General features: G+C 42.6%; 17 protein-coding genes. 3 read left to right on the top strand and 14 right to left on the bottom strand.

Annotated elements, in window-relative coordinates:
- Position 1 precedes the first annotated feature (1 nt).
- From HMPREF1534_RS16600 to HMPREF1534_RS16610, 3 genes are all read right to left on the bottom strand, one after another.
- Positions 2-616: an HU family DNA-binding protein gene (locus HMPREF1534_RS16600; RefSeq protein WP_018451916.1), complete on the bottom strand. Its 615-nt coding sequence runs from the start codon at positions 614-616 to the stop codon at positions 2-4.
- A gap of 359 nt (positions 617-975) precedes the next feature.
- Positions 976-1,539 carry a DapH/DapD/GlmU-related protein gene (locus HMPREF1534_RS16605; RefSeq protein ID WP_005936528.1) on the bottom strand — a complete coding sequence of 188 codons (564 nt, stop codon included), beginning with the start codon at positions 1,537-1,539 and terminating at the stop codon, positions 976-978.
- Between the two features lie 238 nt (positions 1,540-1,777).
- A complete protein-coding gene (locus tag HMPREF1534_RS16610) occupies positions 1,778-2,623 on the bottom strand; it encodes a helix-turn-helix domain-containing protein (protein WP_005936526.1) in 846 nt (281 codons plus the stop codon).
- A gap of 391 nt (positions 2,624-3,014) precedes the next feature.
- On the opposite strand from HMPREF1534_RS16610, the gene HMPREF1534_RS16615 reads away from it, so the two are divergent.
- From HMPREF1534_RS16615 to HMPREF1534_RS16625, 3 genes are all read left to right on the top strand, one after another.
- Entirely contained in the window at positions 3,015-3,689 is a 675-nt protein-coding gene (locus HMPREF1534_RS16615; RefSeq protein ID WP_005936524.1) for a hypothetical protein, read from the top strand.
- 137 nt (positions 3,690-3,826) lie between these two features.
- Entirely contained in the window at positions 3,827-4,756 is a 930-nt protein-coding gene (locus HMPREF1534_RS16620) for a hypothetical protein (protein ID WP_005936521.1), read from the top strand.
- Complete coding sequence (locus tag HMPREF1534_RS16625; protein WP_005936518.1) at positions 4,753-5,406, top strand: ABC transporter ATP-binding protein; 654 nt, start codon at positions 4,753-4,755, stop codon at positions 5,404-5,406. The genes HMPREF1534_RS16620 and HMPREF1534_RS16625 overlap by 4 nt, the downstream gene beginning before the upstream one ends.
- Before the next feature lie 223 nt (positions 5,407-5,629).
- Here HMPREF1534_RS16625 and nagA read toward each other — a convergent pair whose 3' ends face one another.
- The 11 genes from nagA to HMPREF1534_RS16680 all read right to left on the bottom strand — a co-directional run bounded on the left by nagA (position 5,630) and on the right by HMPREF1534_RS16680 (position 26,333).
- Entirely contained in the window at positions 5,630-6,793 is a 1,164-nt protein-coding gene (gene nagA, locus HMPREF1534_RS16630; protein WP_005936515.1) for an N-acetylglucosamine-6-phosphate deacetylase, read from the bottom strand.
- A 178-nt stretch (positions 6,794-6,971) separates the two neighbouring features.
- On the bottom strand, positions 6,972-9,476 hold the full coding sequence (gene galB, locus HMPREF1534_RS16635) for a beta-galactosidase GalB (RefSeq protein WP_005936513.1): 2,505 nt from the start codon (positions 9,474-9,476) through the stop codon (positions 6,972-6,974).
- Between the two features lie 8 nt (positions 9,477-9,484).
- Complete coding sequence (locus tag HMPREF1534_RS16640; protein WP_005936510.1) at positions 9,485-11,737, bottom strand: GH92 family glycosyl hydrolase; 2,253 nt, start codon at positions 11,735-11,737, stop codon at positions 9,485-9,487.
- A 6-nt stretch (positions 11,738-11,743) separates the two neighbouring features.
- Positions 11,744-13,804, bottom strand: a complete 2,061-nt coding sequence (locus HMPREF1534_RS16645) for a glycoside hydrolase family 20 protein (RefSeq protein ID WP_005936507.1) — start codon at positions 13,802-13,804, stop codon at positions 11,744-11,746.
- A complete protein-coding gene (locus HMPREF1534_RS16650) occupies positions 13,801-14,940 on the bottom strand; it encodes a cyclically-permuted mutarotase family protein (RefSeq protein WP_005936504.1) in 1,140 nt (379 codons plus the stop codon). Before HMPREF1534_RS16650 ends, HMPREF1534_RS16645 begins: the two co-directional genes overlap by 4 nt.
- Positions 14,941-14,956: 16 nt before the next feature.
- Complete coding sequence (locus HMPREF1534_RS16655) at positions 14,957-17,281, bottom strand: glycoside hydrolase family 20 protein (protein WP_005936501.1); 2,325 nt, start codon at positions 17,279-17,281, stop codon at positions 14,957-14,959.
- A 15-nt stretch (positions 17,282-17,296) separates the two neighbouring features.
- Positions 17,297-19,897 (bottom strand): beta-mannosidase, encoded by a 2,601-nt coding sequence (locus tag HMPREF1534_RS16660; RefSeq protein WP_005936499.1) that lies wholly within the window; start codon positions 19,895-19,897, stop codon positions 17,297-17,299.
- Between the two features lie 52 nt (positions 19,898-19,949).
- Positions 19,950-22,019, bottom strand: a complete 2,070-nt coding sequence (locus HMPREF1534_RS16665) for a GDSL-type esterase/lipase family protein (RefSeq protein WP_005936496.1) — start codon at positions 22,017-22,019, stop codon at positions 19,950-19,952.
- On the bottom strand, positions 22,016-22,681 hold the full coding sequence (locus HMPREF1534_RS16670; RefSeq protein WP_005936493.1) for a GDSL-type esterase/lipase family protein: 666 nt from the start codon (positions 22,679-22,681) through the stop codon (positions 22,016-22,018). The genes HMPREF1534_RS16665 and HMPREF1534_RS16670 overlap by 4 nt, the downstream gene beginning before the upstream one ends.
- A 1-nt stretch (position 22,682) precedes the next feature.
- Complete coding sequence (locus tag HMPREF1534_RS16675; RefSeq protein WP_005936489.1) at positions 22,683-24,662, bottom strand: family 20 glycosylhydrolase; 1,980 nt, start codon at positions 24,660-24,662, stop codon at positions 22,683-22,685.
- Between the two features lie 30 nt (positions 24,663-24,692).
- Positions 24,693-26,333: a sialidase family protein gene (locus HMPREF1534_RS16680; protein WP_005936486.1), complete on the bottom strand. Its 1,641-nt coding sequence runs from the start codon at positions 26,331-26,333 to the stop codon at positions 24,693-24,695.
- Positions 26,334-26,370 lie beyond the last annotated feature (37 nt).

Here is a 26,370-nt window from a genome sequence, read left to right as displayed (position 1 = left end):
ATCAGATACTTTCCTGCTTGTACAACACATACACCGCATGAGAATGCTTTCCTTTTTTGTCCAATCTCTTCTCCTCATACCAAGCCTTCAGTTCGTAAGCAGCCGTGGTACGCGCCACTCTCAGCCATTCCGAATAAGCCAGACGTGTAATGGAACCGTGTTCTTTCAGATAAGCCTCCAGCAACGTCCAACGCTCCTCCTTGCTACGCTTCTTCACCGTGGGCAGGAAGCCGAACTCGGCACGGAGGATGTCTGTTTCCTGCCGCACCCGCTTCACCAGTTCCGGCACCGGACGGAAGTTCACCTTCTTTATCTTCACGGATGCCGCACGTATCTCTTTCCGGTCTGTCACCTCACGCGAGGACAAGGCAAGAGAGAACGTACCCAGTCCGTCCAGCCGCACATTTTTTCCTTGCCGCAAATGAGCCACAATAGCATCGGATACCTCTTGCAGCACTCCCACCACACAGCCTGCCGAGTACGCACTGTGCTTGGACAATTCCTTCACTATGTGGTCGGTAGTAATCGTTTCCTTCACCACTACCGCCGGATAAAGCACCGGCTTGCCGTCCTTTTCCTTGAAAGGGTTAGCCTTGAAATCATATTCTATATCCATCTTTAAAAGATTTTGTCTGTATCCGTAAGCCCTTGCAGCTCTATGGCTAAGGGTTTTCTTCCTTTGGTGTTCTATCTCCATAACCTTTGGACTTAACTCCAAAGGCTATGGAGTCATCTCCAAAGGTTATGGAGTTAACTCCGCAACCTATGGAGATGGAACACATCTGTACAAAAGTACTTAATCTTTAGTGAATAAAGGCTTAATATAAAGGAAAAGATGGATTAAGGGGAAAGATAACCAGATTAATGACCGGATAGGTTTTGTTGTTACTACGCATCCATTCCGATGCGGCCATCAATAGAGGTCATCATGTGAACAATGATGTAAGGTTTCATATTTCAATGTTTTCTAATTCATCAGGCTTCAATCCCCTTAATAAAGCGAGCCGGATTACCTGCTACAACTGTCATCGGCGGCACGTCTTTGGTCACGACACTTCCTGCTCCGACAATCGCACCGTAACCGATGCGTACTCCCGGAAGAATGGTGGAATTGATTCCAATCCATGCCTTATCTTCTATGACTATCGGACGACCATAGGTTGCACTGCGGTTTTCCGGATTCGGGTCATGATTGATTGTTATCAGATTGACTTTCGGACCGATGAATACATCGTTACCGATTGTAATACCGCCACGACCGAAAAAAGTGCAGCATTGCTGAATGAAACACCCTTTGCCAATAGTGATAGGTTTGCCATAGTCTATATAGAGCGGAGGCAATACCGTTGTGCTCTTTTCGAGCGGTTTGCCAAGAATCTGCTTCATATACTCGCGTACTTCTTCGGAAGTGCGATAACCCGTATTCATTTCAGTCGCAGTCTTGATAGTTGCGAAAATATCGCTAATCAAAGCCTCATAACCCGGTTCATTGGGAGAAACCATTTCACCTGACAAATCTTTTTCAAAAATATTCTTCATACATTCCATGTTTTACGTTTTCTGATGCAAAGGTAAGGGGAATGCCGCACAATGACTTTGTTATATGGCTCAAGTTACTTTGCTGCAAGGTTCAGGAGTAAAAAGGGAGTGAGTCAAAACTAAAATGACCTATCCAATCATCAGCTGTAGGGGCAGGGACTGCCCGAAGACACAAAGCAAACTGTTTGCGGGCGAGCAAACCTCGCCCCTACGAACGAAACGACAACGTTATCCACGTTTAGAATTCAACCCCCATTCCGTGTTGCAGATTCCTTGTAGGGGGAGTACCATATTTTTCTTTATAAATCTTAGAGAAGTGCGATAAATTCTTGAAACCGACATCAAAACAAATCTCCGATACTTTGCGTTCTCCTTTCTGTATTAACTCGTGAGCGGCTTCGAGACGGCGATGAATCAGCCACTCCCGAGGAGAAAGCGTACTGCATTTTTTGAAATCCCGTTTGAATGTAGAAAGGCTGCGTCCTGTATAATTGGCTATTTCTTCTATTGATATGTCATTCATGTAATTGTTCTCCAAGAAATTCAGAATATCAATTTTCCATGGGTCGGTAAAATCGAAAACCGAAGCATACAGATTCTTGTTCGTATTAAGCAATACATACATTCCTTCAACCATTTTCAGTTGCAACAACTCTTCTGACGGTTGGATACCCGAATCGAAATAAGGTGTCATGGATTCGAACAGACTTACGATATCGGGACGGTTGGACGGTAGTTTACAAAGGCTTACGTTCTCCCTTCGGGCATCCTTTGGAATTGAGTCTGGTTCTAACTTATTGTAAAAGCCACGCAGGAAGTTCGGTGTAAACGTCAGGAAAATAGCTTTGAACTGCTCTCCGTTCCACGCCTGCTTAGTCATCTTCACACTGAAATCCTTGCGGATAAAGGCACAGTCGCCTCTATGCAGCCTTGTCGTTTTTCCTTTTTCCTCGATTAGCATTTCACCGGAATAAATATATAACAATACATGGGAATGATTTCGATGCGTACAGCTCATTCCACCGTCAAAATACATCGCAAAAAAAATGTCTGAATAACGCAATGTGTTAATTCCGTCTGCCATTTCTCTTATCTGATTATTAAAATGATTTATGGGGACAAAGATAACTCTTTATATCCGAAATCATTTTGTTGTACGGCTCAAAACACCCAAAAATGTTCAAAGTCTTCGCCCTTTATGTGATGATTTACGCCTTGATGTTGTCGAGGGCGAGATTGATGTCCCAAAGTGTTTTCATAATTGCGTTTCGCTTCGGGTAACGATTTGAAAACCTTTCTGCTTCATAAAACTGCTTCCCTTTGCATTTCCTGTTTTTTGCGGTTGGCTTCAATGGACACTGCAAACGCTTTATTGATACTCATTTCAGTGACATTTCAACCTTTTTTCTCGGTCATTCCAAAGATTTATCCTATTTTTGTGTTGGCAACAAACTAATACCATAATACACAGACTGATGAAAACCACTATTTTACTTGGCTTATTATTGACCCTTACTGTTTCATGCAAACACCATTCCAACCCCGTGACTACCGAAGAAAACTTCCACACCCAAGAAGCCAACCGTCTGGTAGCAGAAGCGAGGAACCTATGGTTGCCTCCTTTAGACAGCACTTTCTTCTTTAATAATGACAGTGAACATATATCTATAAACGACAAGGAAATATGGGCCAAACTTGACAGCGCGTTAGCCATTGACCCTACCAATATAAAAGTATATGTGGGAAGAATCAGTTATTTATCAGTCTGCAAAAAGTACCATGAGATTCTGTCTGTACTCCGGCAAGCCGAAAAACAATCCACCCTCAATGCCGACTTATGGTCAATGAAAGCGATGTTTGAAGATTATTTCGGAGACAGCCTTACCGCCCAAAAAAATTATCGGTCTGCCGATTCCGCCTATGCCATCCTCATAAAAGAATATGCTACAGACAGCCTCAGGTATGCCGGTTCCCGCATCAACCGCGCACTGAACATGGCATTGATGACTGATAATATTGCGATTCTTGAAGAAGAGGTGGAACTCACTAAAAAGATATTTCCTGAAATATGGAAAGGACCGGACAGTAGTTTTTCATGGAAAAATAAAAAAGACTTTTTCGACAAATGCTTTAACGTCCGCAAAAAGTAATCCAGCCTGCTACATCAAGAAAATTACAAATCATTGCATTTGAAAGAACAGACCTGTAATACCTACTTTAAATACAGAGGGTACTTAGCCGGATATTTTATTCCTTTGTACCCTCAATCAAAATAAAAAAGCACTTTATGTTTCAACTGTATCTGCTGCTTCGTCTGAAAAATTTTGGAAGAATAGTTATAGAATTGGGTATCTTCAGAATAGTCTTCCTTACCATCTTAACGGTGGCTGCCATCATGATATTATTCTTGGCAGAAAACCGTTTCGCTATTCCTGTGGTATGCGTTCTCTTATTAGCCGGTTATCATAATGTCCGGAAAGACAAAGAGTTTTTACGCACTTTAACGCCCCATCTTTCTGTGTTCCTGATAAAAGAATACGCCTTAATCGCATTACCTTTTGCCGGAATAGAAATAATAAAAGGACAATTTACCGACGCTATCGGCTTATGGCTGTTCGCCGTCTTATTACCTTTCCTGAAAGAAATAAAACCGGAACACAAGCCTGTCCGTCTTCCTTTTCTTTACAAAGGAAGTTATGAATATATACGAATGTTCCGCCAATCTTTTTGGGTCTATATCCTACTCTTTCTTTTTGCAACCGCAGGAGCCGTACACGGAAATATAAAAATAAACAAAATATGTCTCATACTATGGGGATTGGTACAGGCATCAGGCTATCTGCAAACAATGGACAACAGATATCTTCTTCATTTCAAAAATTTCAAGACTTTATGCCTTTTCCAACTAAAAAGCATAGCATGGAATGTTTTCATCACCTCCATTCCTTTCAGCTTAGCGCTTATAGCGTCTACCTATGACCAAGATGAAATCCTCTTTTTCTTATCTTATTATACTGCCACCTTAATTTATGCCATTGGCATCGGTATGTTGCGCCATATCATCCCATCCCCCCTATTGCTGTTTATTGTGCAATTAAGTATATTAATGCCTTTTTATTTAGGCTCTCTTTTTGTTCCAATTATTTTAATATCCGACATAGCACTTACAGCATTGCTGACCTGCCATGCGCACAAACACTTAAAAAGATTATTATGATAGAAGTGAATGATTTACATAAAAGTTTCGGTAAGGTCAAAGTATTAAACGGCATTCATTTGGAGTATCACCCCGGAAAAATATATGGCTTGGTGGGCGAGAATGGAGCCGGAAAGACTACTTTATTCAATTGTATAATGGGAATCTATGATTATACCGGAAGCATAACCAAAAGCAAAACTTTAAAAACAGGTTATCTGTCTGCATCCAGCTTCTTTTATTCCCAAATCACGGGTCTTGAACACTTGGAATTCTGTATGAAGGCCAAAGGTCTGCCGGTCAATACACCCACCATTCAACATTTAAATGAAATTTTCCAACTGCCCCTTGACAGGTATGCTGCCGAATATTCTACCGGAATGAAAAAGAAACTGGGATTTATGGCATTATTGTTGCAAGACAATGACGTATTTATTCTTGACGAGCCGTTCAATGGGGTGGACTTGAAGGGATGTATCCTGATGAAAAGACTCATCCGGCAACTGAAAGCAAAAGAAAAGACGGTGATAATTTCCTCACATCTCATTGCCTCGCTAAGGGAAATATGTGATATTATCCACTATCTGAACGAAGGGGTTATTTACAAAGAATACCATGAAGAAACAACAGAAGAGATAGAAGAAGATATATTATGCAATACTAAAAGCTGATTCATCTATCATGATGAAACAAACATAACAGTGGTTTTACCACTGAACTGCCATGAAAAAATAGAATGAAAACCTAAAGAAATATTTGTTCATAATGCATTGTTTTTATAATTAAAGAAAATCTCCTTTCACCGTAACAAATTGTAAATCAATAGAATTATAATCCGTTTGGTGTGAAAGGAGATTTTATAAAGTCCTGTTTCCGTTCTTATTCAGCCGGTTCTTACAAAGTATAAGTTCCTTCTACCAGCTTGCCCATTGCCCATACGGCACGGATATTCAAGTCCTGGTCAAGAATCAAGATATCGGCATCTTTGCCTTTCTGAAGTGAGCCCTTGCGGTCATATACTCCCATAATCTTGGACGGAGTTTCCGAAGCCATACGGACAGCATCTTCCAATGGGATTTCTGCCTTTTGCACCAAGGTACGGATCAAACGGTCCATGGTAGCCACACTGCCTGCCAAAGCAGAACGGTCGGCCAATTTGCACACACCATCCTCGATAATGACACGAGGGTCAAAAGCTACATTGCTTTCACTGGCGGCACATGCCAAAGCATCGGTAATAACACAAGCACGTTCCACACCCTTAATCTTATATATCAGGCGCAAGATAGTAGGAGGAACATGAATACCATCGGCTACCACTTCCACTGTCATATCGTCTATCAGATAGATACTTTCTACTGTACCTTCATATTTATACTCACGACGCTTATGGAAGCCCGGCATCGCATTATAGAAATGTGTAGCATGAGAATAACCGGACTCCCAGGCTGCACGGATATCTTCATATTCGGCTTGTGTATGTGCCACAGAAGCCAAGATGCCTTTTCCTGTGATATACTTACCAAACTGCATGGCACCCGGCAATTCGGGTGCAGCATCCCAACGCTTGATACAGCCCCACTTCTCTACAATAGGGATATATTCCTTCGGATCCGGGTCTTTTATGTTTTCAGGCATCTGGCCGCCTGCCATCTTCATGTTAAGGTAATGTCCTTCAAGATGAAGACCAAGTATCGGACTGTCAGGCTCTGCCATCAGCTTGGTACAGGTTTCGGCAGCCGCTTCAATCATCGGCACGGTAGATGAAGAAAGAGTTGGGAAAATACTGGTAGTACCGTGTTTCATGTGGGCGTTAACAGCTGTACGGAAAGCCTCTTCGGTACCTTCCATAAAGTCTCCGCCACCACCGCCATGAACGTGGATTTCCACACCGCCGGGAACTACATACATACCTTTGGCGTCAATCAGTTCAGCTCCGATAACAGCCAGGTCACAATTTGTTACTTCTAAAATTTTGTTGTCACGCATCAGGACCGAACCGTCCTTTAACCATCCCTGAGGGGTAAGTATCTTCGCGTTTATGATTTGGGTCAACATAATATAGTAATAAAATATTAAGATTTCTAAACAGCATATTAAATATGGGAACAAATTTAGCAACTTTTTCAGAGCTAACTGCAGATATCCCGAATTATTTTCTAACTATTTTAATATAAAAAGCCCCGCTTAATAAAATCAAGCGGGGCACAGATAGAGGGAATTTAAACAAATCTCTTTACTTACTCATTAAAACCAACTTACCTGATTTAAGTCCTTTACCGGTTGCGGTCAATGTTATTTCGCCCGGCTTATCGGTACTTTGGACAATGGCGGTCATCATTCCATTGAAAACTTTCATCTGTGGAAGATGGAAAAGCTCTATTGATGTAGGGTCGCCATTAGCTCCGGCACGATAAGTTCCTGCCCCTTTCACCGAATATTTGATAAGATGTTGAGCATCAGGGCACAAATTACCGTCCTTGTCTACTACTCTTACAGTTACAAATGACAAGTCCTTACCATCTGCCTTGATTTCGTTACGGTCGGCTACCAGTTCGATATGGTCGGGCTTGCCGGCAGTGTGAATTTCCTTTTCGGCAACAGCTTCTCCTTTGTCATTATAAGCCACTACTTTTACTGTTCCCGGTTCATACTTCGTATCCATCCACATCAGGCGATAACGTTGCTGGCGTTTAAAGTTGGCTGTAGATGCTGAATCAGCACTATTTTCAGGAGTAACGCTCAAGTCTTTGGTACGCTTACCCTGACTCTTACCGTTGATAAACACTTCTGCCGAAGGATAGTTGGTATAGACAAAAATCGGAGTAACTTCTCCTTCCCGTCCCGGCCATGTCCAATGAGGAAGGATATGAAGAGTCTCTTCATCCTTATTCCAATGGCTGCGGTAGAGATAGTAACGGTCTTTCGGCAGACCGGCAAGGTCAATGATGCCAAATAAAGAAGAGTGACTGGGCCAATCAGTATAATAAGGTGTCGGCTCGCCCAGATAATCAAAACCTGTCCATACAAATTCTCCGATAGCCCATGGTTTGTCATCATGCCAAATCCAGTCGTCTTCGGGCAAGTTAGACCATCCGCAGTGTTCCACATCGTATGATGAAGACTGATGGTCGTCATACTTCTTCATGGCCTGACGCGTCACAGGGAATTTATACACACCGCGAGAGCTGACAGTAGAAGCAGTCTCACTGCCCAAAACAATCTGTTGCGGCAGCTTCTTATAGTTTTCGGGATACTTGTGGGGACGATAATTGAATCCGGCTATGTCCATAGTAGCCGCCATATTATTGTTGACTACAGCATCTGGAGCATCCATACCCTGAGTGACCGGACGGGTCGGGTCTTCGCGATGACAGATATCCTGCAACATACGTGAAAGTTTAGGTCCGTTATTTCCATTCCATTGGTCGGGCACTTCATTACCGATACACCACATCACAACACTCGGATTATTGCGATAGTGACGAATAAGATTTACCAGGTCTTTCTCAACCCACTCATCGAATATCTTGTGATAGCCATTCGCCATTTTTGCCGATTTCCATTCATCAAATGATTCCGGCATCAACATCATACCCATTTCATCACACGCCTCTACCAGTTCAGGAGCAGGCATATTGTGAGAAGTACGGATAGCGTTACAGCCCATATCCTTCAAGATACGGATTTGGCGGCGGATGGCCGCATCATTTACCGCTCCTCCCAAAGGACCTAAATCATGGTGATTACAAACGCCTTTGAATTTTGTCAGTTTACCATTCAGGAAGAAGCCCTTGTCAGGGATAATCTCCAATGTACGGATACCAAAACGAGTCGTATATTCATCCTTCAATGTCTCTCCATCGTATACTTTGGAAACTGCGGTATACAATGCCGGATTTTCAGGCGACCATAAAGAAGGACGGTACACAACAAAATTCTGATTAAAGAAATTCCCGTCCAGTTTATCTCCCGGTCTGTCATCCGAAGAAATTCTCTTTCCTTCGGGGTTCAGAATTTCAGTTACAATGCGGTAATTACCGACGTTTTTTCCTTCAGGCATCACTAAATCGGTCTTCACATTAACTCTTGCGAAACCGTCCTCTACAACGGGAGTTGTGATAACCGTTCCCCATGTGGGAATATGTACATCTTCTGTCACCACCAAATGTACATTGCGATACAATCCTGCCCCGGGATACCAGCGTGAAGATTCACGTTCGTTTTCCAGGCGGACTGCCAGTTCGTTTTTCTCTCCCGGTTTCAGATAAGGAGTGGCATCCACATAAAACGAATTATAGCCATAAGGCCAGTATCCTGCCTCTTGTCCGTTGATATATACACGGGCATGACTCATGGCACCGTCAAATATCAATGTAGCTTTCTTGCCTTTCTCAAAAGAAGGAGCATCAAAATTGAGGCGATACCACCCTGTTCCCACAAAAGGAAGCCCGCCGGTACGTCCGGCATGTTCCATTGCTTCTGTTTGTCCGTCCTGGGTAATTGCCATCTCCTGCTTATCATTATTTATACTGAATGGCCCGTAGATAGCCCAGTCGTGAGGGACGGTGACATTCTGCCACTTGGCATCATTAAATCCGGGCTTCGCAAAGTCTGCATTGTCTTCACGAGTGAACTTCCACCCTTTTTCAAAGGTCTGCTCGGTTCTTACCTGCGCTTGCATGAAAGCAAGGGAACAGATAGCTCCCAATGCGGCACATAAAAATCGTTTAGTATTCATAGTTTTTCTTATTTATTGATATGGTCTGTAACAACAAAAGTAATCTCTCCCGCCTTTATCAAGTCATCATGAGAAATAAGGTATTTGTTCACTTTCTTATTTCCTAATCTGATTTCCTTGATGTAATCTCCATGGCCTTCTTTTTTGATAACCAGTTTATCTTTACCCCAATATTCAGGATCAAGCTTAATAGTTACCTCATCAAAAGTCGGAGTAGTTAATGTATATTCGGGTACACCGGGACAATCAGGATACAATCCCATCATGCTGAAGATAGCCCATGTAGACATAGTACCTGTATCATCATTTCCGGGAATACCGTCGGGTTTGGTAGTAAAGTGTTTGGCCAACAACTCTTTTACCAATTTCTGGGTACGCCATTCTTCGCCTTTGAAACGGCTGAATAAGTACGGATAAGCAATGTCGGGTTCGTTGGCGGGATCATAATTTCCTTCATCGAACACACTTTGCAGCTTATCTACAAACTTCTTGTCACCGCCCATCAATTTTGTCAGCCCTTTAATATCATGAGGAACAAAGAATGTGTAATTCCATGCATTTCCTTCATGGAAACCGGGACTGGGTGCAAAGTTTGCTCCTTCTTTGGGATCGAACGGTTCATAAAATCTGCCTTCCTTCGTAATGGGACGAAGAGTACCAAACTCTTTGCAGAAATAATTCTTATAACCCATGGAACGTTTGCGGAACAACTTGGCATCTTCTTTCTTTCCCAATTCTTCAGCCAAAGTAGACAACGCATAATCTGCCACATAATATTCCAGGGCATGTGAAACAGAATTATCATATTGGCTTTCCATCGGCACATATCCCTTTGCCATATAGTCATCATTATCCGGGCGCATCAGGTTATCCTTACCCGGAGTAGTGGCAGACTTATACATTCCTTTATATGCCAAGTTGATGTCGAAGTCCTGAAGACCTTTCATCCAACTGTCCACGATAACCGGAATAGAAGGATCGCCTTCCATTGTCAGTGTCTCACGTCCGTAAAGTTCCCATTTGGGAAACCATCCATGTTCCTTATACATGCCGAGCATGGTATGAATCATATCCATCTGGCGCTCAGGATACACTAATGTCATCAGTTGGTGTACGTTGCGGTATGTATCCCACAATGAAAATACAGTATAACGGTTACGGTTGGTAGTCAGAATCTTATCACCTTCCATCTGCGGATATTGACCGCTAACGTCCTGAAGGATATTCGGATGAATAAGGGTATGATACATGGCTGTATAGAATACTCCTTTTTGTTCTTCAGTTCCGCCTTTGACTGTGACACGTGAAAGGTCATCATTCCACATCTTACGCGCTTCGGCACGCAGCTTGTCGAAGGTGGTTCCGAACGGTTGCTCCTTTTCCAGATTCAAACGTGCATTCTCAATGCTCACAAAGGATACCCCCATGCTGACTTCTATCGTTTCGCTCACTGTTGAGTCAAAAGTAAACCATGCACCGACATCGTCACCACTCATTTCCTTTGTATAGGAAGTGTAAAGTTTATACTTGCCTGCCGTGTCATCCCACTGTGCTTCCACACCCATCGGACGCATCATTTTCCAGTAGCCGCGCTTTGCCGGAACTTTATTAATGCGCATCACAAAATATATCGGGAATACAGCTTGCGGATTATAACAAAAAGTACCCAGCAATTTGGTTCCTTCAATCTCACGGTCATTGACAAAACGCACTGTAGCACCACTCTCGTTTGTCAATCCTTCACCCAAATTTAATAAGATATTGCTTTGTCCTGCCGGAAAAGTGAAACGTGCCATACTGGTGCGGGGAGTAGCAGTCACTTCGCACTTCACATTATACTTATCCAATACATTGGTATAATAGCCGGGAGTAGCCGATTCATTGCTGTACACACTTCCGTAAGTATTAAAATCAACATTCAGCTTTCCGGTGGTCGGCATCAGCAACAAAGAGCCTAATTCGGGGCAACCCACACCACTCAGGTTGACATGAGCAAATCCCGTCATATACTTATTATTAAACTCGTAAGGAGTAGACCACCAGGTACTATCCTTGTTAATCTTATTTTCGGGAACAGCCCCCAACACATTGAGAGGTGTGACCGACATCATTCCCTGCGGACAAAGCGCACCGGGATTAGTTGTCCCATAATTAGTAGTCCCCACAAAAGGATTTACATAATCGGCCGGTTCTTTTTGCGCCATTGCAGTCAGCAAAGAAAACAATGCGGCACCGGTCAAAATACTCAGTTTTCGTATCATAGTCATTTATTTAATTACAACTTCATCTGTAAACAAGAAGCCACCAAACTCGCCGGAAGTTGCCTGATAACGTACATAACGTCCCTTCGCATTACCTTCCCAACCAAAATTAGTAAAAGTTACCTTATCATCTTTCACTACTTTATGCTCGATGTGCTTCAATTCTGTAAAATCTTTACCATCATCGGATATAGAAATTATCACTTCGGCAGGCATAAATACCTCCGGTCCGCAGACCTGCATAAAGTCTGCACCGATAAAATGAAGTTCCGTTTCTTTTTCCAAATCAATCGTAATATCCATTCTTTTCTTGCCAATGAAACCTTGCCAACGCTTATCACCATAGGTCCATCCGCCACGGACACCATCGACCAAGGCCGTATCTCCCCCCGCAGCATATCCGGGATAATAAGCCGCATCAAGACCATAAGTCACTTTTTTCCCTACTGCCAAATGTTCCACAGGCTTATCAGCTCCGGGACGATTACCGATTTCGTTCTTAAGTTCAAAAGGATTATAACCGGATTTTTTCAATTCTTCCACTGCTTTTAAAGCCCGTACATGGAAGTTTTCATAATTCTTCTTTGACGGTGCACTCCAGGCCACTTCCGCCAACGCAAGAACACGGGGATAAATCATCATTTCAGCATGCTCGGGTGTCGGAATATATTCTGTAAACAGATTTGCCTGCACACCATACACCAGTCCCACCTTTTCGGCACTTAATGTATCAGGAACAGGATTGAACGAATAGACTTTGGATAAAGGCAGATAGCCTCCGATAGCCTCGGGCTGCGAATCCGGTGCATCTTGATAAGAATCAAAATAACAGAATTCACCCGGAGTCATAATAGCCTTATGACCGGATTCCACTGCTTTCATACCTCCTTCCGTTCCACGCCATGACATGACTGTAGCATTAGGCGCCAGTCCTCCTTCAAGAATTTCATCCCAGCCCAACAGTTTACGGTTATGGCCATTCAGAAATACTTCAATGCGATGAATCAAATAACTCTGCAATTCATTCACATCTTTCAGACCTTCTTTTTTCATCCGTGCCTGGCATAACTTACAACTCGGCCAAGATGCTTTACCTGCCTCGTCTCCACCAATATGGATATATTCGGACGGGAATAATTCCATCACTTCCGTCAGTACATTTTCCAGAAACTCAAAAGTCTTTTCATTGCCCACACAGAAATCAGCCTGCTTATAGGGTTCATGTGTACAGGACAGTTCGGGATAAGCAGTCAATACTTCTTCCGAATGTGCCGGCATTTCTATTTCGGGAATGATAGTTATATAACGAGATTCGGCATAAGCTACCAATTCACGGATATCCTCTTTGGTGTAATAACCTCCATAAGCATTCTCACTACCTTCTTCACTGTATTGGCGACCATTGTTCCACCACTCTTTCCAGGTGGGGAATTCACGCCACGCAGCAAACTCAGTAAGACGGGGATATTTATCTATTTCAATACGCCATCCTGCCGCATCAGTCAGATGTAAATGGAGACGGTTCAGTTTGTAATAGGCAAAAGCATCAATCTGCTTCTTCACAAAATTCACATCAAAGAAATGACGGGAAACATCGAGCATCATACCACGATAAGCAAAGCGCGGCTCATCGGTAACGGTTCCTACCGGTAATTCCTTTTTTTCATTCACTATTTGCAGGAATGTCTGCACACCATAAAAAAGTCCCGCACCCGAAGCAGCCCGGATTTTCACCTGCTTCGGAGTTACTTCCAGCACATATCCTTCGGACGAAGTAATATCCGGCAAACGGTCTACTTGTTGAAGAATGACAACATTGTCGACTACTTCTTCCAAAGCAGCATCCAATTGAAAAGGAGAGCCGGCGATATAATCTGCCAGTCTCGTTTTATCCTCCTGAGGTGCATCTATCCATAATTTTGTTTGATCATTCAATTGAAAAGCACCCTTCTGCAAGTCTGCACTCAATGGAACGGGAATCACAGAAAGTGTCTCTTTCTGTTCCTTGGCGCAACCCGCCAGCAACAGGCTCACCGCCACACTTGCCAATAGTGTAAGTTTCCTCATTTTCTATTCTCTTTAATTCTATTTATTTCATTGGTACGAATACCCGGTTTCAATTCACCATTAATTATATAAGCATAAACTCCGTCAGCAACCAAAGCAGCTCCTGCACGTGCTCCCTGTTCATATTCTCCCAAAGAGCTCCATTCATCTTTTGCAGGATAATAAAGCAACAGATTCTTATTGAACTGATACCACTCCGCCGGATGTGACAGATATTCTTTTCCCGAATAAATGCCCTGCAAAGCTTTCAGGAATATATCCTTGTTGACACCGCCAATACATAAAATGGCTTCTTCTCCCCAAGGAACGGCTGCTCCACCTCCCAATGAAATGCTTTTTCCTTCTTTATCGACCGGAGTCGCTACCGAAGTCCACACTCTCGTCTCGGGCGAATATACATAACCGTCCACAGACAAGGTTGCTTCGCGCCCATCTGCTGCCGGGGCAAAGCCTCCCCAAACATAAAGTTTTCCCCCTTGTGCCGCGCACACCGGTTGAACTCTCGGCTCGCCGGGCACACCGGGCTCTTTCTGCCATCCTTTATCCATATTTGACAAATCAAGCGAATACATATCCGCAGAGGGAACACCATTAACGTTTCCTCCTACGATATAAAGCAAATCACCTATTAAAGCACCTGCCATATTATCGATAGTCATGGGTAAAGAAGGTAAAGTGTCAGTTACCAAGACGTCTTCTTGCAAAGATAAAAGAAATACATCAGATATACTACCATCAGCAGTAGTTCCTCCAACACAAATTAACCCTTTTTGTGTAGAAATAGTTACTCCATACGCCGATGCTACAGGCAAAAAGCCAACTTGCTTCCACCGGAAGGCTGTATCTGATGATAAAGGTGTAGCATAAACTTCATTATAAAAAACCTTTTTTCCGCCATCGGCAACAGGAATATCCGGGAAATTACATCCACCTGCCATTATTAAACGGTCTTCTGTTATTCCTGCATATAAAGCAGAAACTCCCTTGAGAAAAGCGGCATTCCCCGAAGGGAAGCCGTTCATTTTCTCAAGAGATATTTCAGCACCTGACGTATCAGTGTGGTGACATGCACTGCATACCAATAAGCCACCCACTAATACAGCCAGTAATTTTCCATATAGTTGTTTCTTCGTCACACAAGCTATGAATTAATCAGTTCAACGAAATCTCATCTACAAACAGAAAAGCAGGATTTCCTTTACCACCGTGCCAGGCAGGAATACTATGTTCCGTCAAAGCAGTCACTTTGACATAACGGGCTGTAACCGGTGAGAATGTCAAAGTATGGTTAAATACTCCGTTTTTGTCATCCTGCTTCATGGCCGGATATTTTTCCGAAGCAACTTCTTTAAAGTTCTGACCGTCTTCGGATACCGCTACAGAAAGAGCACGGGCATCAAATACCCAGTCACCCTTTTCTACACAGGTAGAAATAGAAGCACTTTGAATTTCGGTCGGTTCTTTCAGATCAATCACTGCCTCCATATCATTTTTATAGAAAGCAATCCAACGTCCTGTCTTGTAATTTCCATTACCTTTCAATCCATCTACCAAAGTGGGAGCACCGTTAAATTCATATTGTTTATTTACCGGTTGCAACATAGTAACAGGCTTCATGCTTGCCTTGTTGAAAGCTATATCCTCTTTCACAATGCGACTGTTTCCTGTAGGACGAACTGCCACAGCTTGGAAAGTACAGTTTTCTTTGAGTTTCAAAGGTTCTGTATACTGTGCCGATGCTGCGGTCGGTTCACTACCATCCAACGTGTAATAAATCGGACAATTATCAATAGTGGACAAAGTCACATCCAATGTTCCATCCTGCGGATTAGGAGTGAAAACAGCATTTACATCAAATACATGAGTAGCATAATTGTACTTATATACATCATATACATCTACCAATCCAGGCAAACGTTTCAAGAAGTCTTCATAATTCTTCTTCGCAGGCATTGTCCATTGCACTTCTGCCAGAGCAGCCATACGGGGCAATTCCATATATTCTACCTGACTGAAAGTAGGAATATATTCAGTCCACAAGTTAGCCTGTACACCTTTTATATACTTTTGTTCTTCAGGAGTGAGGGACTTAGGCATCGGTTCATAAGAATACACTCTTTCGATGGGCAGATAACCACCAATGGCCTCCGGCTCATTCTCAACATCTTTAGACTGATAGTAGTCAAAATACAGATAAGTATTCGGTGACATAATTACATCATGGTGCTGTTTGGCAGCCTCTATGCCACCTGATTCGCCACGCCATGACATAACAGTTGAGTTAGGAGCCAATCCACCTTCCAAAATCTCGTCCCAGCCTATAATCTGACGACCTTTATCATTCAAGAACTTCTCTGCATGAGTAATAATGAAACTCTGTAAATAAGCCTCTGCAGAATGCTTCTTATCACCTTTTATACCCAATGCCTTGATACGTGCCTGACATTTCGGACAAGTCTTCCAACGCACTTTCGGACATTCGTCACCACCTACATGAATATATTCAGATGGGAAAATCTCAATGATTTCACCCAACACATCGTCAATAAACTTCAGTGTCTCATCATTTCCGGCACACAGTACATCATCCGATATACCCCATATTTTCCATACTTCATACGGACCGCCTGTACATCCCAATTCCGGATAAGCAGTCAAAGCAGCCTGCATGTGTCCCGGCATATCGATTTCGGGAATAACCGTAATGTGCCGGTCGGCAGCATAAGCTACGATTTCTTTTGCTTCTTCCTGAGTATAGAAACCACCATAAGGCTGACCGTCATATTTACCTGTATTATGTCCGATTACAGTCTCTGTTCTCTTTGAACCGATTTCTGTCAATTCGGGACGACTCTTAATTTCAATTCTCCATCCCTGATCATCAGAGATATGCCAGTGAAAACGATTGATGTTATGCAAAGCCAACATATCAATAAAACGTTTCACCGAGTCAACCGGGAAGAAATGACGAGACACATCCAAATGTGCTCCACGATAAGAAAAACGAGGATAGTCACTGATTTCTACTGCAGGAAGGGCTATATCCATGCCTTGCACCACCGGAATAGACTTACGCAAAGTTTGGATACCATAAAATACTCCGGCTTCTGTCGGACCGGATATCACCACATTAGCATCCGTTACTTTTAATTGATAACCTTCAGGATTTTCCGAACTTCCCCCCAGTTGCAGAAGAATTCCCTTGCCTTCCGTACCGGCTTGTACGCTCAGGCTCTTTCCGGTCAAATCTTTGATATAACTTGCCAAAAACTCTGCATTCTTTTGCATCCTCTCATTACCTTCGGGATACATAATCTTTGTACCGTCCGACAAAATGAACGGAGCAGCCTGTTCCATTACCGAGATTTCCTGCGGTAACGGGATAACCTGATAATTTGCTTCTTTTACTTGTGTGTTGCAGGATACAAGCATTAAACCTGCCACAGACAGCCCTGCCAGGCTCATTAAATGTTTCATAATATATATAATTGATTAGTTAGTATCACTCAATTGATGGATACGAATATCCAATTTCCCATCTTTCATCAGTTCCTCCGAAGTAACTACCACTTTCTTCGTTTGTCCCGGCAACAGGTCGAAGAAATTATCAGAGAACCTTGCTCCCTGAAGAGAAGATACTGTCAAGGAATTGGAATCTGACTGCTTGGGGATTTCAATAAACACATCCCTTGCCAACTGTTTGGAAGACAGTGTTATCTCACACTTTCCATCCATTTGCTTTACCTTGTAGCGTATATCCGCCTTGGGCAAATCCTGGTCTTTGGCAAAATTGAAATAAAAAGTTTCTTCGGACAATACTTCTCCTTTCTTGTTTTTCAGTGTCATCAATAAGAAGGTATTCCTTGGATTAGGAGTCATTCCCTCGTACTTCTCCTTATGATATAAGGTAGAAGCATTAGCGGGCACTTCCCCTTTTATCTCTTTTTTCTTTAATACTTTTCCGTCAAAATCCATCAGACGCAACTGAAGGGTTACATCTTTATCGGCTTCCAGCTTGTCGGACATTACATAGATATTCAAATCATCCCCTTCTTTTATTGCATCTACCAATACCGGAGCGAAAGCCCTCTTTGCCTGATAGTGCATGGCTTTCCAGTTTCCATAATAATCGATGCTCGACCAAGAAACAACCGGCCAACTGTCATTCAACTGCCAATAAAGCGTACCCATACAATAAGGACGGTTGCGGCGATGGGCCTCCATTCCATGACGCATTCCTTGTCCTTGTAATACCAAGCCCAAATACACCAGTTGTTCAAAGTCTTCGGGAACTTTATAATACAGTCCCATGGTCTTTTTTATCAAGAAGTTACCGATAGATGCCTTCTGATGAGCATTCATCACTTCCGATTCCAATGCATAATCTTCGGGTGCAGCGAAAGTGGCAATGGTCTTCATTTCCGGGAATGCCTGAAAACCATACTCGCTCATAAAGCGTGGAATCTCGGTATCGAAACTCTCAAAAGGCTTCTGTCCATACCAAGTGCCCCAATTATGGCTGTCGGCTATCTTCCAACTTTCCGGACGCCCCCAGTTGGCTTCGTAAGGAGAGCCATGCATATAAAAACGATCCGGGTCAAGTTCCTGTACCTTGCGAGGCAGCAATTCACGGAACAGTTTGTCGTATCCTCGCTTCATACCTTCCATGATGGCAGGGTCGGTATATTTCTTGTCCCATCCCCAATAGCGCATTCCTTCATAGATTTCATTATTTCCACACCACATGGCCAAACTTGCATGATTGCGCAAACGCTTGATATTGTAGTCGGCTTCCGCCTCCACACGCTTCAAGAAAGCAGGATCCGACGGATAAGTGGTACAAGCAAAAATGAAGTCTTGCCAAATCAGGATACCGTGTTCATCGGCTTCCTTATAAAAAGCATCATCCTCATACACACCGCCCCCCCATACACGAAGCATGTTCATATTGGCCTCTTTCACATCCTTGAATAATCGGTGATAGCGTTCAGGCGTGACATTGGGTAACAAAGCGTCATCGGGAATAAAGTTCGCTCCCTTAGCAAACATCGGTTTACCGTTTACCTCAAAATAGAAAGATTCACCTTGGGCATCTTTCTCCTTCACTACACGGATATTGCGTAGTCCGATACGTTCCTGCTTGGAAGCAATCACTTTGCCATCCACCTTTACCTGAGCTTCAAAATCATATAAAGCAGGTTCGCCCCAACCATTCGGCATCCAAAGATGAGGATTGCCGATTTCCATAGGTATATTGATTTCATTCGCACCCGGTTGCAGAGTCACTTCTTGCTGCTTCGTTGTCTTTTCACCGTCTTTATAGGAATAACTCACGGTCACTTCCGCCTTTTGAGGAGTAGAAGTGATATTATTTATTGCCAACTGATTCTCAACCTTCGCCAATTCCTCTGTTACCGATGCTTGACGCACATAATAATCCTCAATAGCTGCCACATCATAATAAACCAAATGTACGGGACGCCATATACCACTGGTAGTCAACCGAATGCCCCAATCCCATCCATAACTGTAAGGTGCTTTACGGGTATAGATGCTGACACGCTTGTCACTATGGTCATTGTCTGCCGGATAGTCGAATCCGTTTGTTTCCCATTGCGGTAATGCCTGTTTGATGGGTGAATGGAAATAAACCTGCAGACGGTTTTCCCCCTTTCGCAGTACCTCTTTCACAGGAAGCGTATAACCGACAAACATATTGTCTGTACGTTCCAATAAAGAACCGTTCAGATAAATATCAGCATAAGTATCCAGTCCTTCAAATTCAAGGACGGCTGCTTCACGTGCCAGTTGCTCGTCCGTCACATTAAAAGTAGTCCTATAAGTCCAGTCTTCATTTTCCACCCACTGCACTTTCTCTTCATTCTTTCCATAAAAAGGATTGGGAATCATACCATGATTTATTAAATCCTGATGTACTGTTCCGGGAACTTTTGCAGGAAGCCACTCGCTTTTTCCGACCTGAGAGAATTCCCATCCTTTATTCAGGTTTATCTTCTCAGGCTCCTTATATTCCTCGGCACCTAATATCATCGGGATGCATCCCATCATCATTAACATTCGCAATTTTCTCATATCTTACATCTTTTTATCGTTCCAATGGGGAAGCACAAAGCTTCCCCTATCGTTATTTCACATCCGAACGGAACGTTGAAGCCGGCAACCCTGCACCATTCACCAAATTGGCACGAGTAAACGGTTGCCAACCATAACGCACTATTGTCGGCTCTTTTACTTTATCACTCCATACTTTTAACTCACCGTTCACAACGGCTGCTTTTGCCGGATAAAATATTTGATCGTCTCCGGACAGCTCAAAGGTACGAATTTCATTGTTATCTGATGCATGAAGACCCTCAGAATAATCAAAAGAAATATAAGCTGCCCCATTTTTAAAGGAAACAGACTTGAAAAGCGGTCCCGAAGGCACTACATTTTTATAATTATAAGTCTTGTTTAAAGCCCAAACAGCCAAACGTTCCCCTACTTCCTGCTTATGCGTAGGATGTACGTTCAAAGAGTCACCTTTATCTGAAGTCACTGCCATTCCCGTATGGGGTATTTGTGTCAGGAAACGACGTTGGCTGTCACGAAACCAAGGCCATGACGGACGGTCAATACTTGATAACTGTACATAATAAAAAGGTAACTCATTATCTTCCCAATTCTTGCGCCAACTGTCCACTAATAATTTAAACAGCTTTTCGTGCGCCTCACGATTATGCGCATTCGATTCTCCCTGATACCAAATAATGCCTTTAATGGGGAATTGTTGCAAAGGAAGAATACCCGATTCATACAGATAACAAGGTTCATAGGGATGACGCTGCAACTTATCGGTTGACTTTTTAACATTGAGAGCAGCACGTCCACGCACCCAGTCTTGGATAAAATCATTTTTAGTCCAATTACGCAAAATAGCCGGGAAATGATATTCCAACGAACTGCGGTCTATCCATGCTTCAGTGGGTGAGCCACCGATGGCATTACAAATCAATCCGACAGGCACTTGCAAACTGTCCTGCAACATCTTACCGAAATAATAAGCCACAGCAGAAAAATTACCGGCTGTTTGCGGAGAGCAAACCGTCCACTCCGTATCCTTATAATATTGCAAATGATTCAATGAATCAAGAACGGAAGCATTCCATTCGACGGCATCCGTGCGCCAACGCGCTTTCATATCAAAAAGACGGATATTATCATTGGCAGCCTTAGCGACATCACACTTGGCTGTTGCACTCCAGTTTAAATAGAATTCCATGTTGGACTGCCCGGAACAAAGCCAGACTTCCCCGGCCAATACATTACCGTAAGTCAGTTTTTGTTTACCCGAAGAAACAACCAATGTATAAGGGCCTCCCGCTTTTAAAGGCGAAAGAGTGACCGACCATTTACCATCCATACCCGTTACAACTTTTTGTTTCTGATGCGCAATGGATACAGTTATTCTATCACCGGCATTGGCAGTCCCCTGAATAGTCAACGGTTTTCCGTGTTGCAACACCATATTGTCTGTATACAACGGACTCATCCTCAATCCGCCGAAATCGCCGGTAATACCTTCATATACGGTCTTAGCCAGTATTTCAGCTCCTTCTACATTGGGATGAACAGCATCCGGCAACATAAACGGATAAGGGTACAACGGTGCATGGAAATCAATCAACTGAACACCGGCATATTTAGCAATATTCTCGATAGCCAATTGTATTTCATCATGCCAATCACGTGTACCAGACTCAAAACGGGGATGGCGATCGGCAATCGGGGTAAGACGCGCAATCAAGATACGGCATCTGGAATTAGCCACACGAAAAGAATCTATCAACGCCCTATAATCTTGAATAAAGAAATCACGATAATTAGGCCAATCCCGAGGATCTGTATCGTTAATACCCAAATGGATAACAACGATATCACCGGCAAAATCAATAGCTTTATGATATTCCTCCTGCTGCATATAAGGGCGATGACCTTTGTTCAACAAAGTAGCACCGGACTTTCCAAAGTTACCAACCACATAATCATCCCCCAGCATTTTCTGTAACTTCGCCGGATAAGCATTGATTTCACGGTCGGGCAATGTATAACCATAAGTAATACTATTACCCACACAAGCAACTTTGATTTTTTTCTGTGCAAAAAGAGTAACACAGAAACAGAGACTTACAAAAAGTATCAGTATCTTTTTCATTTCTTGTTAACATAAGGTTTCACAATATCACGCCATAACAGGTAACCTTTTCCCAATAAATGCAGACCGTCATTGGTATATTGAGGATTCATCTTTCCGGTAGCTCCATCCACAAAGTGGCTATATAAATCGATATATGTAACCCTCTCCTTCTCTGCCAAAGGTTTCAGCAAATCGTTTATCTGCTTCACAACTTGCCAACGAGAGGTATGTCCGCCAAACATACCGTAACAATCATTGACAGGCAATACACTTTGCAAATATAATTCAGTTTTCGGAGATTCTGCCTTTATTTTCTTTACAATCATTTCGATTCTTGCAACAATTGTATCAGCCGATGTTCCTCTCGCTACGTCATTAATGCCTATTAAAAGAAATATTTTAGCCGGCTTTCCCTTTATAATAGGATCAAGACGATCGTATACTCCCATACAAATATCGCCACTGATTCCCCTGTTTTTCACATAAGTGTTTTGGAAAAGCTCGCCCCACTCGCATCCGTTAGTTATGCTATTGCCCAAAAAGATAATATCTCTCGAAGTAACCGGAAGTTCTTCGAATAAAGTTGCACGTTGCTCATAGAATGTAGAATATTTGCGTTCCTGGGCAAATTGGGGCAGTGCAAGGAAAAGCCCCAATAAAAGTAAAGCAATGTTTTTCATTTTATAGTTGTTTTTCAGGTGAATAAATTAATCCTTCTACTGCTTTTTCACCATCCGGAGTAACAAAGACGGTAGTAAACATCCATTTGACAAGACGCGTTTCGTCCATTCCAAACTTACCTATCGGCAACTTCAGGAGTACTTTGTTCCAACCTTTATTTAAGTGAACAAGCAATGGAGGACGCACCACACAATTTTCATTTCCCAAAGGTACTTCATTACTTTTTACCCGGTGAGTAGCTGTCCACACAGGAGGCATTATTTCTTTATCATTAATCCATATTCGACTGCCTTTATAATCCCACTTTCCCTGTAATGGAGCCAGGTCCATCTCAGAACGACTATAATTCTGAAACTCAGCCCACAGCCCCACTTCCTGGTCTTTGGGAGAATAAACCCATGTATAAGCATAGGAAGTATGATTTTCTTTAGGGTCTTTATAAAAGGCCGGTACCATTGTTCCCCAAACATGGCGCAGATAAATACCGGCACCAATAGCTTTGCGTGTTCCGTATGTTTTCCCTTCATACTCATAAGACTCCTTCAACTCCTGTTCCGGGGGGAATACTTTTGACAGGTCCCCACCGTTAGGAAAAGCATCAGTTATATTCCATTTGACATCAGTCTGTTTCACATAAGCAAAAGGATATCCTTTGAATGTATGTTCTTTATGCCATAACATACGATTTTCAAAATCAACAAATTCATGGAATGTCTCTGTATCTTCGGCAGGAAGCATCGTTCCATTCCCATCGAAATATTCTGTTCCGCCACCTCTCCATGCACGTTCTGCAATGGCAAGCATACTGGGATAAAATCCGTTTTGAACAATCATATCTTCTTCTTTTGAAATCATCCGATCGTTCCATATTGCCAATATAGTACCGGCTATATCATCACTCCCTTCCACCTTATTATATATACGGCTGTTATACAGGGCAACCAAATCGGCAAATGTATCAAAGTGATTCAAATAATGAAATTTGGAATCAATGGCAGGAATTCCCGGTTGAGCCTTTCCACGATAGCTCCACAAGTGAGTCATATCTATTTCTCCCGGCTTATAATGCCAACCGGGATTCCAAGAAATCACCTTCTTTCCTTTTGAACGTACATAAGATACCATTTCGGGAACAAAATCAGGATTAGTAAATGCTACTTCATCGGTACCTATATGCAAATAAGGTACATCAAAAGTTTCACAAACTTCATCTATTAAGAGTTTCAAGATTTTCATACCTTCAGGACTCTGCATATCATGACGGAAAGTACGAATAAAAGCTGCACTATGCCCCGGCATATCTATCTCGGGAATCAACATGACTTGATGTTGCTTACAAAAGTCCACCAACTCACGTGCTTCCTCTAATGTATAGTACTTACCCGGCATACGGACTGTATTAATACTGTCATTCAGCATCGGGAATATCTTACTTTCCAAACGCCATGCCTGATTTTCAGTAAGATGCCAATGAAACACATTGATTTTAAAACGAGATAATATCTCTATTTCACGCTTTAATTCTTCCACTGAAATATAACTGCGACCTACATCCTGCATAAAGCCACGGATTCGGAAAGCCGGCCAGTCCACAATCTCACAACCGGCAAACAGACTTTTCTTTCCCTTTTTCTTTTCTAACTGACGAAGCGTTTGCAAGGCCCAATACACCCCACGTTCCGTAACAGCCTCTATCTTTATCAATTTCCCGGACACAGACAGTCGGTACGCCTCATCCGGATTTAACTTAACTCCATCAATAACCGGAAGAAGTTCTACTTTTATCTCTGCGGCAGCTTTATCCGCCAATTCTCCACCGGCATTCACAATAAAAGCCTCCCACTCCGACTTCAGAACCGGAGTAGAAAGCTTTACCTTTCCCATTGCAAACGACTTATCCGTTACTTTATAATTCTGTGGCATAGGAAGTAACGGATAAGCATTTGTCTGTGCCATAGTCATGGCACAGACAAATATCATACCTATGAGACAGGTTAATCTACATTTCATTTATTTAGTCTTGATAATATCCTTCAGTTTAATAGCCTGAAAAGTCATATGAGCTACACTACTTTCATATAATATACCTACTGTTTCTTTATCAATCATAGTCAGGCAAGAATATCCCCAGCCCCAACCGGCATCCAACAACAATTGATTTTCGGGCAACCAAGTCACTCCACCATCAAGACTTGCCTTAATTGTGATACTATGACGATTCTTCGTATCGTTCGGATTAGAGAACAACAGAATATCTTTACCCAGCACATTATCTTTGGCTTTCACACTAATCAAACTCGCCATACATACCGGTTCCTGCAAAGAAGTACGAGAAGACACGTGTTCTTTCCAAGTTTTACCCATATCGGTAGTAGTAGAAACTGCACGACTTCCACCACGATTATCACGCATATTCAGCATTAATACCCCCGGTTCTATTTCAGCAACTTGTGATTCTGTCGTATTGGTACGCGCCAATGAACTGATATGCCAAGTTTTTCCATGGTCTTTACTATAGATAATACCTGCATTGGGAATTCTATCACTTCCGATATACTGGCTGGCAAATACCAACGTACCATCATCCATCGATATACCTCTACCCGGACCTTGCAACAAGAAATACCAAGAAGGATCTTTTACCTGTTCCGTAATATTTATCGGTTCAGACCAGGTTTTACCATCATCGTCACTCTTTACCAACATAAGTTGTGCTGTGTGGTGCATATCCATTCCCGGTTGAGAATTCCACCAAGCACGTCCGTTACCCATTCCGTGTGTCCATGCTGCTATAATCCAGATAGTACCGGTTTTCCTATCCACCAAGATAGCAGGATCTCCCACACCATTCTGAGCTTTTGGCAAACCTTCATGTTCGCCGAAAGACATCGGGATACGCATCTTTTCCCAAGTCTGTCCGCCGTCTGTACTTCTGCTCAACCCTATTTCTACATATTCTTGCAAGTCTGCGCTGTTGTTGTGGCGAACATCATATACACCAAGCAACGTACCTTTATTAGAAGTTGCCAATCCCGGAATACGATAAGCTGCTACCCCGTCATCGCCGGCATGACGAACACCAACTCCCATATAGTGGGTATCAGCTTTGCGCACAACCTTCACCGGAGCAGTCCGATTATCCATCGTTACTCCTGTCATTTCCACCGATACCTTTGCAAGTACAGAAGCTGTTGGTTTCATCTGCAAACTAACCCAAAAATAGTTCACACCCGGATACAGTTTCTGGTCTACTTTTAACACAACATCTCTTTTCGGAGCTTTCACTTCCGCTTTCAAAATAGAATAAGAAGGGTTAGCAGCCAATGTTTTACCCGGAGTATTACTTGGAATATAATCAACGGGAGCAAAATAAGTTTTTCCTTTTCTCTCAGAACTTTCTGTTCCGCCATAATAGAGTTTCACTGCCTCTATTTCATTCAGATTCACTTCTTTGCCGAAACTAAGTTTCACATCATTCAACACCTGACTTTGCGTAGCATCTATACGCAAATTAAACAGTTCATTGTCCTGCCGTTCAATCAATACCGGAATACGAGTTTCGCGCACTGCAACCGTATCCTGCTTTTGAGCACTCATCTGTAAAGGAGAGAGGAATAAAAGAATTCCTAACAACCAAGAAATTTGTTTCATAATATTATTATTTAATTATGCGGGTAAAAATAAAATA

Source organism: Phocaeicola massiliensis B84634 = Timone 84634 = DSM 17679 = JCM 13223 (assembly GCF_000382445.1).
GTDB lineage: Bacteria > Bacteroidota > Bacteroidia > Bacteroidales > Bacteroidaceae > Phocaeicola > Phocaeicola massiliensis.
Note: the sequence above shows the minus strand (reverse complement) of the source record. Positions and strands in the feature narration are given on the sequence as shown.

Excerpts from the sequence above, each read along its gene's own strand:
- HMPREF1534_RS16610 (WP_005936526.1), bottom strand. The coding sequence starts at position 2,623 with ATGGCAGACGGAATTAACACATTGCGTTATTCAGACATTTTTTTTGCG.
- nagA (WP_005936515.1), bottom strand. The coding sequence starts at position 6,793 with ATGTTGACCCAAATCATAAACGCGAAGATACTTACCCCTCAGGGATGG.
- HMPREF1534_RS16660 (WP_005936499.1), bottom strand. The coding sequence starts at position 19,897 with ATGAGAAAATTGCGAATGTTAATGATGATGGGATGCATCCCGATGATA.
- HMPREF1534_RS16600 (WP_018451916.1), bottom strand. The coding sequence starts at position 616 with ATGGATATAGAATATGATTTCAAGGCTAACCCTTTCAAGGAAAAGGAC.
- HMPREF1534_RS16675 (WP_005936489.1), bottom strand. The coding sequence starts at position 24,662 with ATGATATTTGTCTGTGCCATGACTATGGCACAGACAAATGCTTATCCG.
- galB (WP_005936513.1), bottom strand. The coding sequence starts at position 9,476 with ATGAATACTAAACGATTTTTATGTGCCGCATTGGGAGCTATCTGTTCC.
- HMPREF1534_RS16620 (WP_005936521.1), top strand. The coding sequence starts at position 3,827 with ATGTTTCAACTGTATCTGCTGCTTCGTCTGAAAAATTTTGGAAGAATA.
- HMPREF1534_RS16605 (WP_005936528.1), bottom strand. The coding sequence starts at position 1,539 with ATGAAGAATATTTTTGAAAAAGATTTGTCAGGTGAAATGGTTTCTCCC.
- HMPREF1534_RS16615 (WP_005936524.1), top strand. The coding sequence starts at position 3,015 with ATGAAAACCACTATTTTACTTGGCTTATTATTGACCCTTACTGTTTCA.
- HMPREF1534_RS16655 (WP_005936501.1), bottom strand. The coding sequence starts at position 17,281 with ATGAAACATTTAATGAGCCTGGCAGGGCTGTCTGTGGCAGGTTTAATG.
- HMPREF1534_RS16640 (WP_005936510.1), bottom strand. The coding sequence starts at position 11,737 with ATGATACGAAAACTGAGTATTTTGACCGGTGCCGCATTGTTTTCTTTG.
- HMPREF1534_RS16645 (WP_005936507.1), bottom strand. The coding sequence starts at position 13,804 with ATGAGGAAACTTACACTATTGGCAAGTGTGGCGGTGAGCCTGTTGCTG.
- HMPREF1534_RS16680 (WP_005936486.1), bottom strand. The coding sequence starts at position 26,333 with ATGAAACAAATTTCTTGGTTGTTAGGAATTCTTTTATTCCTCTCTCCT.
- HMPREF1534_RS16665 (WP_005936496.1), bottom strand. The coding sequence starts at position 22,019 with ATGAAAAAGATACTGATACTTTTTGTAAGTCTCTGTTTCTGTGTTACT.
- HMPREF1534_RS16625 (WP_005936518.1), top strand. The coding sequence starts at position 4,753 with ATGATAGAAGTGAATGATTTACATAAAAGTTTCGGTAAGGTCAAAGTA.
- HMPREF1534_RS16670 (WP_005936493.1), bottom strand. The coding sequence starts at position 22,681 with ATGAAAAACATTGCTTTACTTTTATTGGGGCTTTTCCTTGCACTGCCC.